Below are 17,467 nucleotides of genomic sequence, written 5' to 3'. Positions count from 1 at the left end.
AAAACGGGCTTTTTTTAATTTAGCACAACACAGTTAACGTGCGTTGGTGCTCTCGAAAATTTTATCTGCAGAGGCTGCTACAAATCCAGTGTAAATTTCACCATCTGGTTTTGGATAACGAATAGCAAACTCGTAAAAACAGCTAGGAATGCGCATATCGCCATCGCTAAAGGTCACAGCGTATTCATCAGCTAATGTTGATGATTGCTCTAATAGCACCTCTGGTGAGCCTTTTACTTCGCCTCCTGAGGTATTAAGTGCAAAACTTGCATCTTTAAGAGCTTGGTTTACATCATGGATGTTATCAAACTTAGCTAAGGTATTAATGTTCACAGTAAAGTGATTTGCACGGTAACCCCACGCAGACATCCACGCCGCATATTCGCTCTCAGCTAATAACTTTTTGTATGTATCGGTGCTTACTTGCCAATGTGTGCCCGAATATAAAAAGTTATCGGCAGTCACAGCGCTTTCGTCAATTTGTGCAACCATATCAGTAACGATAGCTTGAAGCTCAGGCGAACATTTTTCAACTAATAATTCAGAAATAAACACTTTAGGCTGTGTCGGATCGCTATGTTCATAATGCTTGGCGTAGAGCTTTTTTGCTTCAAAGTGGTACTCACCACATTCTTTATAACCAATAGCTAAAAAGTGCGCAGCTAGTTTTTCAAGGCCTACTTTTTCTATGTTAAAAGTACGCAAAGCAATATGATCGTTAATAATGTCGTCTTTTTGCGTTGAGCCTAATAAGTCATGAATTTTATCAGCTGATGGCGTTACGGTTAGGTAGTTTTGCCATAAGTTATCAAATAATGTGTTTACATCAGTATGCATGGTAAATCCTTAAATTTTCTAAAATTGTTATTCAATTATTAAGCCCGGCGCGAGGGTTTGCGGTAAGTTAACTTTTTCTGACTCTACTGAGGCCACTGGGTATGCGCAGTAATCAGCAGCATAGTATGCACTAGCTCTGTGGTTACCACTGGCACCTATGCCACCAAATGGCGCTGCGCTTGATGCGCCTGTAATAGGGCGGTTCCAGTTAACAATACCGGCACGAATACGTTTTAAAAAGTGGCTGTAATCATCTTCGCTGTCTGCAAGTAAACCTGCAGATAAACCAAAGCTGGTGTTATTCGCCTCTGCTATAGCGCTATCAAAGTCAGTGTAACGATATACTTTAATTAGCGGGCCAAAGTGTTCTTCATCAGCGATTTCATCGATATTAGTGACATCAATAATACCAGGGCTGACAAACCCAGTGCCTGGTTTTAATTGTTTAAGCTCAACGAGTACCTCAGCACCTTGTTTAACTAGGTCAGCTTGCGCTGCAACCATGCCTAAGGCGGCTTTTTCACTGATCATGGCACCCATAAATGGTTGTTCGGCTGCAAAGCTATCATCTACAAGAATATTTTTGGTTGCGCTGATCAGCTTTTCTAAAATCGCATCGCCATTGGCTGATTTTTCTATAAATAATCGACGTGAACAAGTACAACGCTGACCCGAAGTAATAAAGCCCGATTGAATAATATCGTGAACGGCGGCGCTCACATCAGCAACATCTTTAACCACCAGCGGATTGTTACCGCCCATTTCAAGCGCTAAGATTTTACCTGGATGGCCTGCAAATTGTTTATGTAATAAATGGCCTGTGTTTGAGCTACCAGTAAAAAATAAGCCATCGATATCTTGATGTGAGGCAAGTGCTTTACCTGTTTCTAGTTCACCTTGAACAAGGTTTATAACCCCAGCAGGTAAGCCTGCTTTTAGCCACAGCTCTAAAGTAAACTGCGCTACATGAGGAGTTAATTCAGATGGTTTAAACACCACGGTATTACCCGCTAATATAGCAGGGACTATATGACCGTTTGGTAAATGCCCAGGGAAATTATACGGGCCAAAAATAGCCACTACACCATGTGGTTTATGGCGAATAAAGGCTTTTGCGCCAGGCATTGGGTTTTCGGTTGTGCCAGTACGTTCATTGTAAGCACGGATAGAAATAGCAACCTTGCCTGTCATCGCACCGACTTCTGTGCGTGTTTCCCATAATGGTTTACCTGTTTCACGAGCAATAATGCTAGCAAATTCTTCGCTGTGTTCTTTTAATTGGGCAACGAAGTTTTCTAAAATGGTAATACGTTGTTCAATTGGCATATCGGCCCATTGAATTTGCGCAGCTCTTGCCGCTTCTATGGCACTGCTAACTTGTTCGGGGCTGGCGCCATTACCTTGCCAAACAATTTCGCCATTACTTGGGTTAACAGAATTAAAAGCAGGGCCTTGGCCTGCGTGCCATTGGTTATTAATTAGTTGTGTGTTCATAAATAGTGTTACAGGCGGAAAAATCGCGCTGCATCTCCTTGATTTAAATGAAGTGCATCAGCTACTTCTTGGCTGATAACTAAGGTGTGCTTTGCTTGATTATAATGAGCGTGTTTAGTTAACGTGGCTCTAAAGTCGCTAACTCCTTGATTACAAATAGCAAGGGTATCTGAGCTTTGCTCATTAATATGTTCAAGTTCACCAATGGTAATAGGGCAAACCTGTGAATCACGAATACTGCGAATATTACCGAGCTTTGCCTCTACCGTGGGGCCTGCGTCAAATAAATCAACGTAGCCACGATGTTCAAACCCTTCTTTTTCAAGTAACTTAAGTGCAGGCTTGGTTTTATCATGGACATGGCCAATCACCGCTTGTGCATTTTTACTTAGTAAGTTTACATAGATAGGGTATTTGGGCATAAGCTCGCTAATAAATACTTTATCGCCTAAGCCTACTAAGTGGTCGGCTTGTGGAAATTCAATACTAAAAAAGTGTTCTTGTAACCATTGCCAAAATGGAGAGTGCCCCTGGTCATCACTCACGCCACGCATTTCAGCAATTACAGTGTCGGCAAAGCGTTCACTATGCTGTGCCATAAATAAAAAGCGTGAACGTGATAAAAATCGACCTGTTAAGCCTTTTCTGCTGTCTTCACGTAAAAATAAAGTACATATTTCTGAGCAACCAGTGTAGTCATTACACATACTTAAAATATCAACGGTATTGTAAACGCCTAAAGTGGGTGAATGATGGACGGTTTTACCTAAATGGTAATGGTACAAAGGTACAGACAAGCCGACGGCTGCTTCAATGGCGGTAGTACCAATTACTTTGCCAGTGTGACTGTCTTCTAAAACAAATAAATAGCTTTCGTCGATAGGCTTATCAACGTTTTTAGTAAAGCTGTTTTGTGCACGGTCTATTTTTTCTTGTAGTTGCCCATCATCGACAGGTAAAGAGGTAAAACCATGGCCTGATTCAATGGCAATCTCTTTAAGTGCTGCAAAATCATTGACAGTAATAGGACGTAGTACTTGCATTAATTACTTGCTCCGATAAAGCCCTGAGGTAAACATTTATCTCAGGGCTTAATATGTTTTACTTAGTGATTAACCGTTTACAACTTCGCTCACTGCTTTTTCAAAGCGAGCTAAGCCTTCTTTAATATCTTCAAATGGGATCACTAATGAAGGCGTAAAGCGGATAACGTTCATTCCGGCGACTAAATTCATTAAACCGTTGTTAGCACTTGCGACTAAAAAGTCGCGAGCACGGCCTTCAAACTTCTCATTTAATACCGCACCCATCAGTAAGCCTTTACCGCGTACTTCACTAAATACATGGTATTTTTCGTTAATAGTATTTAGACCATCACGGAACATTTGCTCACGTTCTTTTACGCCATTTAAAACCGCAGGGGTATTTACTGTGTCAAATGCAGCTTCTGCAACAGCACATGCCAATGGGTTACCACCGTAGGTAGAACCATGAGTCCCTATTTTTAGGTGAGCTGCAATGTCAGTAGTGGTGATCATCGCGCCAATTGGGAAACCGCCACCTAATGCTTTAGCCGTGGTTAAAATGTCAGGAATAACATCTAGGCCTTCGTATGCGTATAAGTGACCTGTACGGCCAACACCCGTTTGCACTTCATCAAAAATTAGCAGTGCGTTATGCTTAGTACACAGTTCACGTACTTTTTGTGCAAATTCATTGGTTGGTGGCACAATACCGCCTTCACCTTGTAATGGCTCCATCATTACCGCACAAGTATCATCACTAATTAAGGCTTCAAAAGCGGCAATATCATTGTAATCACAATGAACAATATCAGCAGGTTTTGGACCAAAACCATCAGAGTAAGCGGCTTGGCCACCTACTGTTACAGTGAAAAAAGTTCGGCCATGAAAGCCTTTATTAAAAGCGATAATTTTAGATTTTTCAGCACCAAATTTATCCAGTGCAAAGCGACGCGCTAATTTTAAAGCCGCTTCGTTTGCTTCAGCTCCTGAGTTTGCAAAGTAAACTTTTTTAGCAAAGGTCGCATCAACCATTTTTTTAGCTAAGCGAAGTGCTGGCTCATTGGTCATTACATTTGCTAAGTGCCAAATTTTCTCGCCTTGCTCTTTAAGTGCGCCTACTAATGCAGGGTGGCAATGACCTAAACAATTAACCGCAATACCACCGGCAAAATCGATAAATTCGTTATTATTTTGATCCCACACGCGTGAGCCTTCACCACGAACCGGAATAACTGCAGATGGGTTGTAGTTAGGGACCATTACGTCGTTAAATAAATCTCTGGTTACTTGCATTTTTACACCTAAATTAATCACATAAAAAAATACGTTGCTGAAAAATAACGCTAAGCTCAGGCTTATTCAGCAATACAATGCGTTTTACTTGTTAAAAGTGTCATTATCAAAGGTTATGAATTAAATTTGCAGTGCTATTTTGTGAAAAATGATTAGAATAATGGTCAAATCAACGAAACTTATTAGCATTATGATAACTCCCCAAGATGAAAAGTTACTATCAGTATTAAAAATGAACGCTCGAGCGAGTATTTCTGATCTAGCTCGGCATTTAAATTTATCACGCTCAACAGTGCAAAGCCGTATGCTCAAGTTGGAGCAAAGTGGGGTAATTAAAGGGTATAGCGTTGACTTTGGTGATGATTTTTTAAATAGCTTGGTTTCTGCGCACGTCTCTATAAAGGTTATGCAGAAGCTAACGACAAAAACCAACGTAGAGTTAAAGCAAATAGATGCTATATCTCAGTTGTATGCAATTAGTGGTGAGTTTGATTTAATTGCCATTGTTGAGGCTCAAAACCTTGAGCAGTTGAGCCATTTACTGGACGATATAGGTAATCTCGATGGCGTAGAGCGTACTCGTTCATCGGTTATTTTAGAAACTAAATTTAAGCGTTAATTTGATTGTTTATCACCATTCAGTGAGTATTAATTATTTGCATTTAAGCCTACTTAATTGTAACCTTCTCATTATTAGGAACAAGGATTGTTTTTACCAAATCAATAGGCTCTTCGCCTCTTCGTTTACCACAATCCCCAAGTATTGAATAAACCTGATAAATATACTTATTACATGTATAAACCTTAGTTGGTTATACTATGTAAAACAGGGTGTTTTGGAAAAACTGCTCAAACACATTACAAGGAAATGTTATGAAATACACAACACTAGCTGCTGCAGCCTTATTAATAATAGGTGGCTCATATTTAAGTGCGAAGGCCACTTTATTTGACTCAAGCGATAATATAACGGTTGAAACTTACAGCGATATATTTTTCAAACTAGAATCCTCTCCCATCAATATTGATGAGATTATTACTGGTGCGAGTCAGTTTGCCAATAGCTTATGTGATGAAAGTATTTATCAAGAAGTCATTGGAGAGTCAGTAAACTCATGCAAGCAAAAATTCAAACAATCACAAGCGCAGTGTGCTGACTTTATTACAAAAAATAGTGAGGTTATGTACACTGATAAAGTGGCTATAACGCTGGTATCTGAAAAATTTATAAATTGTATGACTAATAGTTAGGTTTCCTTTATTTAAGATTAGTAATAAAAATCTCCCTGAGCTGGCAGGCATTAATAAAACCTAGCATATTCCACGGCGTGGTCTATGCTGAATTTTATTAGTTGTTAACGCCCAGTTTGCTTTAGGGAGTACAATGCAAGAAAATTTACTCAATTCAGTCATCAAAATAACTAAAAATAGAGATGTAGATTCTCTTGAATACAGTTTGATATCGACCATCCAAGAGTTTATTGGCTGTAAAGAAGTCTCAGTTTACAAAGATGTAGAAGTTCAGGGCCAGCTTACTATTGAGCAAAGTCTTTGTTTAAAAATTACTGGTGAAAAACAATTTGAGTGGCAACAACGACAAATTGTTACACACCCTGAGGATGAACTTCTATCTTGCTTACGTTCTGCTTGCATTATCACGGTTCAATCAACAGATGGCATTGAGCGCCGTTGGTTACCTATTACCCGCCAAGAAAAAACAGTTGCCGCAATTTCAGTGGTTTCAAACAGCCTAGATAGTCCATCTCAAGTGATGTTGAATGCTTTTTGTCGTATTTTTGAAAACTATTTAGTCATTCTTCATGAAAATGAAAGAGATAAATTAACAGGTCTATTAAATAGACAAACCTTTGAGAAAAAAATAAAGCAACTGATTGAAAAACAAGTATTGAAAGTACACAGTTTATCCCGGGGTGAGGGTAAAAGGCTGCAAAAATATGCATCTACATCTTGGTTGGCTATTTTAGACATTGATCACTTTAAAAATATAAACGACAAGTATGGTCATATCTGTGGCGATGAAGTGCTACTGATATTAGCGCAAAATATGCGTCATTTTTTTCGTTCAACCGATTTGATTTTTCGCTTTGGTGGAGAAGAATTTGTGATTGTTTTTGAGCCTACCGAGGCAGACTCTATAAGTAATAAAATGGCAGAATTTTTACAGCTCGTCAGAAATACATCGTTTCCTTTTATTGGAAATATGACGGTCAGTGCTGGTTTAGCACGTATTAGCCCTTATGATTTTCCAATCACTGTAATAGAGAACGCTGATAAAGCACTCTATTACGCTAAAAATAATGGCCGAGATAAATTTTGTATCTACGAAGATTTAATCGCTGAGCAGCTAATCAACGTACAAGAAAATGATTCAGAAATAGATTTATTTTAACTTACTTAGCTTGAGTATGACTTCGTTTGACTTTAACTTTAGTAACTTGGTCGAGCTTTAAAAAATAAACATTACCGCCAATGCCTTTAAACTCCTCATCGGTAAAAGCAATAGTATTGTTATCATAAAACGTGATCGCTTCTTTTTGGGTCACAATGCCGAGATCAATTTTAGATACATCGCCAGAGAAAAATTTATCTCCTTTGAAGTTTTCAAACAGCCAAATACTGGTTGAATCTAGTAGTGCAAGTTTTTTTCTATTTGGACTGAGCGCCGCTGAGGTGATCCAGCATAACTTTTCCATAGTGGTACAGGTTCTAAATGAGTCTATTAGCTGGGCGTCAAAATTTGCAGCATGGTCGCCTACTTTGTAAACATTGGTAATACCATCAAAGGGCTCAGTTCGGTTTTTTGTAAATAAATATAAATGCCGGCCAAAAGCCACAAAAGCCTCTAAGTCGTAGTTACGTTGTTCTGGCTTTATTGGGCTGCCGTCTAATTCTGGGTAGGTAAATTTAATTATCTCAGCTTCAGTGGTATTTGTTTTAATATCAATGGGGTTTTCTATTTTATAAATGGTTAGCCACTTACGTTCATTTTTATTATTACCAAAGTCACCCAAGAAAAAATGACCAAATTTATTTTGCGTCATGTCCTCCCAATCAATATTTTTTGCATTGCTCACCAAAATTTCTTTAGCGATAGAACCATCATCATTGAGTCTATAAAGCTTAGGTTCGTCACCGCTGTCATTAATAGCCCATAGACGTTTATATTTATCAAATTCTATACCTGAAATTTCTTTTAACTTTGGATCTACAGAGACAAGCTTTTTACTATATAGTGTATAAATTGAACTACCCACAACAGCGATGATGGTGAGAAAAACAATAACAGAGGTAATAAGAATGCTTTTTTTAATCATAGTTTTTAAATATTTATCGGCATTGGCTAGGTAGATAATTATTATCGCTGATGATGTTGTTAAGCTAAAGGTTTTTTAACCTCAATGTGGTAATAAAAAACGATTATGTGTGAATTGTTGTAAAAGAAATTTAATCGGGTGTAGTTGGTTTAAAAATTGCTCAGTTAAAGAGCTTACCTAAAAACCTGTTTAAAATGGTTGAAAACTGCACCAACCTAGTGCGGTAAAATAAATAACGCACTGTAATAATGCGTAAATAAAGTTTTGTTTAACTTTAAGCTTGTTTTTATGTGAATGAATGGATTCCACATCGCCTATTTAAGCTGTTTGGCCTGTGGCAAAGATGAATAACCCTTACGGTTTAGTTGGAGCCTATTATGTTGAATAAACGCTTTTTTAAGACAAAAAACGAAGCAGAAGTCACGTTTGAATTTTCTCATCCGGATGCTGATGATGTCTGTTTACTTGGGGAGTTTAATGATTGGCAGCCAGTGCCAATGAAACTGAACAAAAAGTTGGGTGTGTTTAAGTGTAAACAGCGTTTGCCTGTTGATAAAGAGTTTCACTTTCGTTATTTGATTAATGGTAAGCAGTGGGATAACGACCATCAGGCTGATGGTTATCGGGCTAATAATTTTGGTTCAGAGAACAGTATAGTAAATACACAACGCATTAATTAAGGTTGGTGAATGGACGCACTATCGCAATTATTTTATTTGCATGGAATAGGCTATGAATACACTAAGTACACTGGTGAACACGTTGTTTTTAGCGAACAAACGCGCAAGTTAGCCTTGCAGTGTTGTGGCGTTGACACCAGTGATGCAGAGCAAATAGATAAGTTAAATTACCAATTAGATGCGGCCACTTGGTTAACGCTTGCACCGGCTGTTAGCTTAGTAAAGCAGCCTAGCAATGTGCTTAAAGTACGTATTAAAGAAGCCGACGCGCACCATAAAATTACGCTTAATGTACCTGCATTAAATATAAAACTGCAATTTGAGCAAATAGCTGACTATGCGCCATTAGGCGAGTATTTTTTTAATGACTGCCGTTATATTGAAATAGCGTTACCACTTACCCATTTACCTACGGGTTATTATGATGCTTTGCTGAGTATGGGAGCGCAATCGGCAACTACACAAATTTGGTCTATCCCTAAACAAGTTTATCAAATTGCCGATAGTAAACGCCTTGGCTTATCAATTCAGTTATATACATTAAAAAACCAAGCCGGAATGGGAATTGGTGATTTTAATGATTTACTTGAATTAACCACGTTATGTGCAAAACAAAAAATGGATTATATTTTACTTAATCCACTGCACTTATTATTTGCAGATAACCCAGAGTGCGCTAGTCCCTATAACCCCAGTAACCGCGCGTTACTCAATCCATTGTATATAGCAATTAACTTATCGCCCGATAGTATTAACAACCCCGCTTTAGATGATTACTTATCCTCTTGTTGTTTAACGTCGCACAGTGAGCAAGATATAACCTTTATCAATTATAAAACGGTTACTGAGCAGAAATATAATGCCTTTAAACTGCTTTTTGTGCATTTTCAACAACAGGGTAGTCAAGCACGGCATAACGAGTTTACTGCATTTTGTAAACAGCACCGTGATGTACTTGCTATGCTAGAAACTACGCAGCCGACATTCGACCATTACCTGCAATGGCAAGCACATAGCCAACTCATACTGTGCCAACAACATTGTATCGGCCAAGGAATGGCGATTGGTTTGATTAACGACTTAGCAGTTGGCTGTGCCAAAGAGGGCAGCGAATATAAACATCAGCAGAAACTGTTTAGCCAAGATGCGACTGTGGGAGCTCCACCAGATCCTTGGGCTGAAAGTGGCCAAAATTGGGGTTTGCCAGCAATAAATCCTCAGCGCCTTGCTGACAATAACTATTACTTTTACCGCTCACTTATACGCGCCAATATGAATGCTGTGGGTGGATTACGCATTGATCATGTTATGGCAATTAGACGTTTATGGTGGTGCTTTAACAATAATAACAGCCAAGATGGTTGCTATGTTTACTATCCATTCGAGCACTTGTTAGCTATTTTGAAAATTGAATCACACCTAAATAAGGCTGTCGTGATAGGCGAAGATTTAGGTGTTGTGCCACCTGAAGTAAAAGAAGCGCTGGTGAGCAGTGGAATTTTTTCAAACAGTTTATTTTATTTTGAAAAACAACAAAATGATGAATTTGTTCATCGCGATCATCTTAGCGAACAATGCCTGCTAATGATTGCCAATCATGACGTACCGCCATTTGTTGGCTGGTGGCAGCATAGTGATTTAACCCTCAAACAACAGTATCAGCTGATTGATGCCGCTAAACACCAGCAGCTCGTGCAGCAACGTCAACAAGAACAACAGCGGCTACTTGGTTTTATTAATACACACGACACACATTCTGATATGTCATTAAACACTGATGCTTTTGCGATTTATAGCGCGCTGGCTTTGTGTTTAGCAAAGTCGCCATCGCGATTATTTGCCCTACAAATTGATGACTTAGACAAACAATGCTACCCAGTTAACATTCCGGGTACAGATAAAGAATATCCCAATTGGAGACGGGTGTTAACACATACGTGCGAGGATATTTTTACTGATAATGCATCACTTTTGACTGCAATACATTCAATGAGGAATGGGTAAATGGGCAGTATAAAAAATATGAAATCAACGCCAGTGACTGATTATGATTCACAAGTTACTGCGCTCGCAGCAGGACGCTTTAAAGACCCGTTTAGCTTTTTAGGAGCGCATAGTACACAAAGCGGCATAGAAATTCGAGTGTATTTGCCAGCAGCACTGCAGGTTGAATTGTTAATTGGTGATCAAACAATTACTGCATTGCGCTATAAACAAAGTGATTTATTTATAGCTGAGCTATCAAGTATGCCAAGCAGTATTTACCAATGCCAAGTTAGTTATGAAAGCAATAATATTACCTTTTACGATGAATACAGCTTCAGTAGTACGCTTGATGAGCAAGCGATGTACCTGTTTAACGAAGGGAGTCTTGAGCATGCCTATGCGCACTTAGGCGCGCAATTTATGACTCAACAGGGCGTAGACGGTGTTCGTTTTTGTGTATGGGCACCAAACGCTGCCAGTGTTTCAGTGATTGGCGAATTTAACTTTTGGCAGGCCAATCGTCACTTCATGCGGTTTCATCCTGCCAGTGGTGTATGGGAGTTATTTATCCCGGGGCTGTGCGCCGAGATGTGTTACAAATTTGCTATCACCACACTCAGTGGTGAAGTTTTAGATAAAGCCGATCCATTTGCCTTTAAAATGCAGCAAGCGCCAGGCACTGCAAGTATATTACAGTACAAACCTACCCCTATTAAGCTCAGTGAAAAAGCGATTGTAAATAGGCAACAGCGCAATCATATTGATGCCGCTATTAGTATTTATGAAGTGCACTTAGGTTCTTGGCAACGCGCTGAACATAATCGTTATTTAAACTACGGCGAGCTGGCAGATAAGCTTGTAAGTTACGTGACTGATATGGGGTTTACTCACTTACAACTTATGCCTATTAGTGAATACCCGTTTGATGGCTCATGGGGGTATCAGCCGGTAGGCTTGTTTGCACCAACAAGTCGTTTTGGTGATTACAACAGCTTTAAATACTTAGTTGAGCAATGCCATAAAGCCAATATCGGTATTTTACTCGATTGGGTGCCGGGGCACTTTCCAAGCGATCCTCATGGGTTACATTGTTTTGATGGCACCCATTTATATGAACATGCTGATATGCGTCAAGGGTTTCACCCTGATTGGAATACCTATATTTATAATTACGATCGCCCTGAAGTTAAAAGCTTTTTAATATCGAATGCGATGTATTGGCTTAGTCAATTTGGTATTGATGGACTGCGAGTGGATGCAGTGGCATCTATGTTGTATCTTGATTACAGCCGAAAAGAAGGGCAATGGGTAGCTAATTGTTACGGCGGCAGAGAAAACTTAGGGGCAATTGAGTGCCTTAAACAAGTAAACATGCGCAGTTATAAGAATAATCCCGGTATTATGATGGTGGCTGAGGAGTCAACGGCGTGGCCCGGAGTAACGCAAAGCGTTGAGCATAATGGTTTGGGCTTTGGTTACAAATGGAATATGGGCTGGATGAATGACAGTTTGCATTACATGCAGCAAGACTCACTATTTAGGAAATACCATCATCATAAAATGACATTTTCTATGGTGTATGCTTTTAGTGAAAATTACATTTTACCACTGAGTCATGATGAAGTCGTTCACGGCAAAGGTTCACTACTAAACAAAATGCCTGGTGACGATTGGCAACAGTTTGCTAATTTACGGGCATATTATGCGTTTATGTGGGCGCATCCAGGAAAAAAACTACTGTTTATGGGCGCGGAAATAGCCCAGCGAAAAGAGTGGGATCATGATCATTCAATAGATTGGCACTTGCTTGAGCATCAAAGTCACCAAGGTATTCAAGATACGGTTAAACGCCTTAATCATGTGTACCAAGCCCATCCAGCACTTTATGAGCTTGATAGCTGTGCGACTGGTTTTTCATGGATAGATAATGATAACAGTCAGCAAAGTATATTTAGCTTTATTCGTTATGCTAAAAGTGCTGATGATTTTATAGTTATTGTCGCTAATTTTACCCCAACTGCTTATCAACATTTTACTTTAGGCGTGCCTGCTACAGGCAGTTACAAGGTGATATTAAATACTGATGAGTCATGTTTTTTTGGCTCAGGTATTAATGTCACTGATGAGCCAAGCCAACTAATACATTCAATTAATCAACCAAGTCATGGCTTTGATCACAGTATTACATTGCACATGGGTGGCTTAACCACGGTCTACTTACAAAAGGTGAATGATGAGTAATTGCTTTGAGGTTACCCATGGTGCACCTTTGCCACTAGGCTCGACTGTACAAAACAACGGTGTCAACTTTGCCTTATACGCCCCTAATGCAAGCCAAGCATTTGTTTGTTTATTTGATAAAAGTGGCCATACAGAAATATTAAAAATAGCTATGAATATTAACGAAGGCGGAGTGTGGAGTATTCACGTTGCACCACTGAGCGCTGGCGCATTATATGGCTTTAGGGTTGATGGTGAGTATAACCATGAAAAAGGTATGTTATTTAATGAACATAAATTACTGATTGACCCGTATGCAAAAGACTTGTTTAACGAGTTTACTTGGAGCGAGCGCCATTACGGGCAAATGCCGATAGGCACTAAAAGCGTGGTTAATAATGCAATAGATATCCCTAAATCTAAAGTGACTACATCTGTTTCATATATCAATAAAAAGCCTGATCACAGCTGGGCTAATACGGTTATTTATGAATGCCATGTAAAGGGCGCTACCTGTCGTCATCCAGGTATTCCAAAAGCACAGCAAGGTACGTTTTTAGGCTTAAGCCATCCGTGTTTTATTGAGCATCTAAAAAGTTTAGGGGTGACAGCTATTGAGCTTTTGCCTGTACATGCGTTTATAAGTGAACAGTTTTTAATTACTAAAGGGCTACAAAATTACTGGGGCTACAATAGCATCAATTTTTTTACCCCCCATAAAGACTATTTGGTTAATGACGATATAAACGAATTTAAACAGATGGTCAGCGAATTACATCGCGCCAATATTGAAGTTATTTTAGATGTTGTATACAACCATACTGCCGAGGGGGGCAGTGATGGACCGATATTGTCTTTACGTGGCTTCGATAACCTTACTTATTATCGCACTATTACTGGGCAACCTAATGTATACATAAATGATACCGGCTGTGGTAACACCTTAAATATTGACCATCCAAAAACTTTGCAACTGGTTCTTGATAGCTTGCGGTATTGGGTGGAAGTTATGGGAGTGGATGGTTTTCGATTTGACTTAGCAACCATTTTAGGGCGTTCAAGTACCGGCTTTAGTGCTTCTCACACGTTTTTACAGGCCGTTGCACAAGATCCTATATTAAATAAAGTAAAACTGATCAGTGAGCCGTGGGATATAGGCCCTGGTGGGTATCAGTTAGGTGCTTTTCCTGCTCCTTGGCGTGAGTGGAACGATCAATACCGTGATGTGATTAAACGTTTTTGGCAAAGCGAAAAAGGCATTATTAGTGATGTTGCCAAGCGTTTACATGGCTCCTTTGATATTTTTGAACACAGTAATCGTGGCCCGCTTAATAGTATTAATTTTATTACCAGTCATGATGGTTTTACCCTTGCCGATTTAGTCAGTTATGAGCACAAACATAACCAAGCAAATGGTGAAAACAATCAAGATGGCCACAGCGCTAATTATTCGTTTAATTGCGGAGTTGAGGGATTTAGTAGCGATCCTGAAATAATGGGCTTGCGCCTACAACAACAAAAAAACTTTTTACTTACCTTACTGCTCTCTAAAGGGGTGCCAATGATAGCCTCAGGCAGTGAAATGGCCCACTCCCAAGGCGGTAATAATAACGCTTATTGCCAGAATAATCGTACCAGCTGGCTTGCATGGAAAGACTCACAGCTAAACCATTGCTTAATTCAGTTTATAGATGATGCGTTAAAAATTAGGCGCGGTCACAGCGCGTTCAAACACAGTGTATTTTTAGATGATATAGATGAACGTTTCACCGTTAAGTGGTTTACCGAGCAAGGTAAAGAAATGGATGAAACACATTGGCATGAAGATACGCGACAATTTTTAATGTATAGCTTGCTTGATAAGCAAAATAAGCATGGGTTATTAATTATTTTAAACGCCAGTAAACAGCCTGTGCTCTGCCAATTACCACAATCTCCCATTATCAGGCCTTGGACGTTAGTGTTATCAAGCGTAAATAACGCATCATCTGTTGTTGAAGAAGATGCAACCGTGAATATTTCAGCACAAAGTAGTTGGGTTTTTAGTGCCAATTTAGAAGGCGATGATTATGACTAAGCAAGACAAGCAAGTGTGTGTGGTAAAAAGCTGGCAAGAAGGCCCGTTGATTGATGAAAGTACCTTAAGTGATGATTTAACTCGCCACTTTTATTACACCTTAGGGCGTGATGTGGTGGGAGAGTCGCAGTTGTATTTGTATCATGCATTGGCGCTGACGATAAGAGATAGACTCGTTGCGCGTTGCAGAGACACTAATAAGCAAATTAAACAACATAAACGCCGTAAAACAGCATATTTATCGCTAGAATTTTTAATGGGTAGAGCACTGGGTAATGCGGTACTCAACCTTGATTTAGAATCTCAGGTAAGTACAGCACTGCAAGCTTACTGTACTGAGTTGGAAAATGTAGAACAAGCAGAGCATGATGCCGGCTTAGGTAATGGTGGCTTAGGGCGTCTAGCTGCATGTTTTTTAGATAGTTGCGCGAGTTTAGCGCTGCCTGTAGTGGGGTATGGAATTCGCTATGAATACGGCATGTTTAATCAATCAATAAAAGAAGGTAACCAGGTTGAGCAACCGGATAACTGGCTTCGCGAAGGGCATCCTTGGGAATTGAGTGCACCAGAGCAAGCTAAACGGGTTAAGTTCTCGGGTTATGTACAAAGTTATACCGATAAATTTGGCCGTGAACATCGCCAGTGGGTGAGCTCCCAAGATGTGTTAGCGGTTCCTTATGATGTCCCCATTCCGGGCTATAAAAATAATATTGTTAATACCCTCAGGCTTTGGAAGTCTGAAGCGACCGATGAATTTAATTTAGCCGAATTTAATGCCGGTAGCTATTCAGAAGCGGTAGCACAAAAGAATCTTGCAGAGCAAATAACCATGGTGTTGTACCCTAACGACAGCAGTGAAAATGGTAAAGAATTGCGATTACGCCAGCAATACTTTTTATCATCGGCAAGCATTCAAGATGTACTCAGCCAGTGGATTGAACAATATGGGGATGATTTTACTGACTTTGCTCAGCATCATGTTTTTCAGCTTAACGACACTCATCCTAGTATTGCCGTGGCAGAGCTGATGCGAATTTTAGTTGACGACCATGAACTCGACTGGGATCAGGCATGGAACATCACAACCAAAACCATGGCTTATACAAATCACACTTTATTGCCGGAGGCATTAGAAAAATGGTCAGTGGCATTATTTGCTAAATTATTACCACGTATTTTAGAAATTATTTTTGAAATTAATGCCCGTTTCTTAGCAGAGGTTGCAAGGCATTGGCCGGGTGATGTGCAAAAGCAACGAGACTTATCATTAATTGAAGAGGGCGAAGAGCCGCAAATTCGCATGGCTTTTTTAGCCATTGTTGGTAGTTATTCAGTCAATGGCGTAGCCGCACTGCATACCCAGTTATTAACTGCGGGTTTGTTTAAAGATTTTTACTCATTATGGCCTGAAAAGTTTAATAACAAAACCAATGGGGTGACACCAAGGCGTTGGCTTGCTTATTGTAATCCGGGTCTGAGCCATATTATTAGCGAGAAAATAGGAAAAGACTGGGTAGGCGACTTTGCAAAAATTAGCCAATTACGTCGTTTTTATGATGATCCTCAATTGCACGTAACATGGCAGCAGGCAAAACGGCAAAACAAGCAGCGTTTAGTCGATTTAGTAAAGCAAAAGTGTGGCGTTGAGTTTGACGTAAATATGCTATTTGATGTGCAGGTAAAGCGTATTCATGAATATAAGCGCCAGTTACTCAATGTGCTACATGTTATTCATTTATACGACCGCATTCGTCGTGGCGATACACAAGGCATGGTACCTCGGTGTGTATTACTCGGAGGTAAAGCCGCACCTGGTTATATGATGGCGAAGAAAATTATTAAACTGATTAATAATGTTGCTGAGGTGATCAACAAAGACCCTGAAGTATCGATGTTTTTAAGAGTTGCCTTTTTACCAAATTACAATGTGACCGCCATGGAAACTATATGTCCTGCAACAGATTTGTCGGAGCAAGTTTCTACAGCAGGTAAAGAAGCATCCGGTACCGGCAACATGAAGTTTATGATGAATGGTGCGCTCACAATAGGCACGTTAGATGGCGCGAATATTGAAATCCGCGATGCAGTAGGAGCTGAAAACTTCTTCTTATTTGGCGCACAAGCCGAGCATATTGACGAAATTAAAGCGCATTATAATCCCAGTGAAATTATTGCGAATAATCCAGATCTAAATAACGTGATGCATCTCCTCGAAAGTGGTCATTTTAATCTATTTGAACCAGGCTTATTTGATGATGTGATTAACTGCATTAAAAGCAAAGACGATGCGTGGCTAACTGCACATGACTTTGCCAGTTACATTTCAGCGCAGCGTGAAGTGGATAAAGCGTACGCTGATCAAACCTACTGGACTCAAATGAGTATTTTAAATACCGCGGCCAGTGGCTTATTTTCTAGTGACAGAACGATTGGTCAATATTGTGATGACATATGGCATTTAACCCCACTAGATACTACACACCAAATAGTTAAAACGAACACTGACAGCTGACACTAAAC

Annotated in this window: 13 protein-coding genes; 8 read left to right on the top strand and 5 right to left on the bottom strand. The window is 39.7% G+C overall.

The annotated features are described in order from the left end of the window. Window positions 1–33: 33 nt before the first annotated feature. From P3J6_RS07840 to P3J6_RS07825, 4 genes are all read right to left on the bottom strand, one after another. Window positions 34–837 carry a DUF1338 domain-containing protein gene (locus tag P3J6_RS07840; protein WP_198522653.1) on the bottom strand — a complete coding sequence of 268 codons (804 nt, stop codon included), beginning with the start codon at window positions 835–837 and terminating at the stop codon, window positions 34–36. Between the two features lie 27 nt (window positions 838–864). After that, on the bottom strand, window positions 865–2,331 hold the full coding sequence (gene astD / locus P3J6_RS07835) for a succinylglutamate-semialdehyde dehydrogenase (protein ID WP_198522652.1): 1,467 nt from the start codon (window positions 2,329–2,331) through the stop codon (window positions 865–867). An 8-nt stretch (window positions 2,332–2,339) separates the two neighbouring features. Beyond that, complete coding sequence (gene astA / locus P3J6_RS07830; protein ID WP_198522651.1) at window positions 2,340–3,374, bottom strand: arginine N-succinyltransferase; 1,035 nt, start codon at window positions 3,372–3,374, stop codon at window positions 2,340–2,342. Between the two features lie 69 nt (window positions 3,375–3,443). Then, window positions 3,444–4,649 (bottom strand): aspartate aminotransferase family protein, encoded by a 1,206-nt coding sequence (locus tag P3J6_RS07825; RefSeq protein ID WP_198522650.1) that lies wholly within the window; start codon window positions 4,647–4,649, stop codon window positions 3,444–3,446. A 190-nt stretch (window positions 4,650–4,839) separates the two neighbouring features. Between P3J6_RS07825 and P3J6_RS07820 the strand changes: the two genes are divergently transcribed. From P3J6_RS07820 to P3J6_RS07810, 3 genes are all read left to right on the top strand, one after another. Beyond that, complete coding sequence (locus P3J6_RS07820; RefSeq protein ID WP_138608036.1) at window positions 4,840–5,268, top strand: Lrp/AsnC family transcriptional regulator; 429 nt, start codon at window positions 4,840–4,842, stop codon at window positions 5,266–5,268. Window positions 5,269–5,522: 254 nt separating this feature from the next. Then, window positions 5,523–5,900 carry a hypothetical protein gene (locus P3J6_RS07815; protein ID WP_138607917.1) on the top strand — a complete coding sequence of 126 codons (378 nt, stop codon included), beginning with the start codon at window positions 5,523–5,525 and terminating at the stop codon, window positions 5,898–5,900. A gap of 133 nt (window positions 5,901–6,033) precedes the next feature. Further along, the gene (locus P3J6_RS07810; RefSeq protein WP_138607918.1) at window positions 6,034–7,059 is read left to right on the top strand and encodes a GGDEF domain-containing protein; all 1,026 of its coding nucleotides are present in this window, start codon (window positions 6,034–6,036) and stop codon (window positions 7,057–7,059) included. Between the two features lies 1 nt (window position 7,060). Here P3J6_RS07810 and P3J6_RS07805 read toward each other — a convergent pair whose 3' ends face one another. Further along, window positions 7,061–7,984, bottom strand: a complete 924-nt coding sequence (locus tag P3J6_RS07805) for a hypothetical protein (RefSeq protein WP_198522649.1) — start codon at window positions 7,982–7,984, stop codon at window positions 7,061–7,063. Window positions 7,985–8,361: 377 nt separating this feature from the next. On the opposite strand from P3J6_RS07805, the gene P3J6_RS07800 reads away from it, so the two are divergent. From P3J6_RS07800 to P3J6_RS07780, 5 genes are read left to right on the top strand one after another with little or no spacing between them, the layout of a single operon-like run. Next, the gene (locus P3J6_RS07800) at window positions 8,362–8,664 is read left to right on the top strand and encodes an isoamylase early set domain-containing protein (RefSeq protein ID WP_010388937.1); all 303 of its coding nucleotides are present in this window, start codon (window positions 8,362–8,364) and stop codon (window positions 8,662–8,664) included. 9 nt (window positions 8,665–8,673) lie between these two features. Next, window positions 8,674–10,668 (top strand): 4-alpha-glucanotransferase, encoded by a 1,995-nt coding sequence (gene malQ, locus P3J6_RS07795; protein ID WP_198522648.1) that lies wholly within the window; start codon window positions 8,674–8,676, stop codon window positions 10,666–10,668. Continuing rightward, window positions 10,669–12,891, top strand: a complete 2,223-nt coding sequence (gene glgB, locus P3J6_RS07790; RefSeq protein ID WP_198522647.1) for a 1,4-alpha-glucan branching protein GlgB — start codon at window positions 10,669–10,671, stop codon at window positions 12,889–12,891. It begins immediately after the preceding gene. Then, window positions 12,884–14,947, top strand: coding sequence for a glycogen debranching protein GlgX (gene glgX, locus P3J6_RS07785; RefSeq protein WP_198522646.1), 2,064 nt, complete (start codon window positions 12,884–12,886; stop codon window positions 14,945–14,947). Before glgB ends, glgX begins: the two co-directional genes overlap by 8 nt. Continuing rightward, window positions 14,940–17,459 (top strand): glycogen/starch/alpha-glucan phosphorylase, encoded by a 2,520-nt coding sequence (locus P3J6_RS07780; protein WP_198522645.1) that lies wholly within the window; start codon window positions 14,940–14,942, stop codon window positions 17,457–17,459. The genes glgX and P3J6_RS07780 overlap by 8 nt, the downstream gene beginning before the upstream one ends. The last annotated feature ends 8 nt before the right edge of the window (window positions 17,460–17,467 follow it).

This window comes from Pseudoalteromonas sp. 3J6 (assembly GCF_903995135.1).
Classification (GTDB): domain Bacteria; phylum Pseudomonadota; class Gammaproteobacteria; order Enterobacterales; family Alteromonadaceae; genus Pseudoalteromonas.
The sequence above is the reverse complement of the archived record's forward strand: the minus strand, read 5'-3'. Positions and strand labels throughout refer to the sequence as shown.

What these genes read in the sequence shown, in the direction of transcription:
- astA (WP_198522651.1), bottom strand. Translation starts at nt 3,374, where the DNA reads ATGCAAGTACTACGTCCTATTACTGTCAATGATTTTGCAGCACTTAAA.
- P3J6_RS07800 (WP_010388937.1), top strand. Translation starts at nt 8,362, where the DNA reads ATGTTGAATAAACGCTTTTTTAAGACAAAAAACGAAGCAGAAGTCACG.
- P3J6_RS07780 (WP_198522645.1), top strand. Translation starts at nt 14,940, where the DNA reads ATGACTAAGCAAGACAAGCAAGTGTGTGTGGTAAAAAGCTGGCAAGAA.
- P3J6_RS07805 (WP_198522649.1), bottom strand. Translation starts at nt 7,984, where the DNA reads ATGATTAAAAAAAGCATTCTTATTACCTCTGTTATTGTTTTTCTCACC.
- P3J6_RS07840 (WP_198522653.1), bottom strand. Translation starts at nt 837, where the DNA reads ATGCATACTGATGTAAACACATTATTTGATAACTTATGGCAAAACTAC.
- malQ (WP_198522648.1), top strand. Translation starts at nt 8,674, where the DNA reads ATGGACGCACTATCGCAATTATTTTATTTGCATGGAATAGGCTATGAA.
- astD (WP_198522652.1), bottom strand. Translation starts at nt 2,331, where the DNA reads ATGAACACACAACTAATTAATAACCAATGGCACGCAGGCCAAGGCCCT.
- glgB (WP_198522647.1), top strand. Translation starts at nt 10,669, where the DNA reads ATGGGCAGTATAAAAAATATGAAATCAACGCCAGTGACTGATTATGAT.
- P3J6_RS07820 (WP_138608036.1), top strand. Translation starts at nt 4,840, where the DNA reads ATGATAACTCCCCAAGATGAAAAGTTACTATCAGTATTAAAAATGAAC.
- P3J6_RS07815 (WP_138607917.1), top strand. Translation starts at nt 5,523, where the DNA reads ATGAAATACACAACACTAGCTGCTGCAGCCTTATTAATAATAGGTGGC.
- P3J6_RS07810 (WP_138607918.1), top strand. Translation starts at nt 6,034, where the DNA reads ATGCAAGAAAATTTACTCAATTCAGTCATCAAAATAACTAAAAATAGA.
- P3J6_RS07825 (WP_198522650.1), bottom strand. Translation starts at nt 4,649, where the DNA reads ATGCAAGTAACCAGAGATTTATTTAACGACGTAATGGTCCCTAACTAC.
- glgX (WP_198522646.1), top strand. Translation starts at nt 12,884, where the DNA reads ATGAGTAATTGCTTTGAGGTTACCCATGGTGCACCTTTGCCACTAGGC.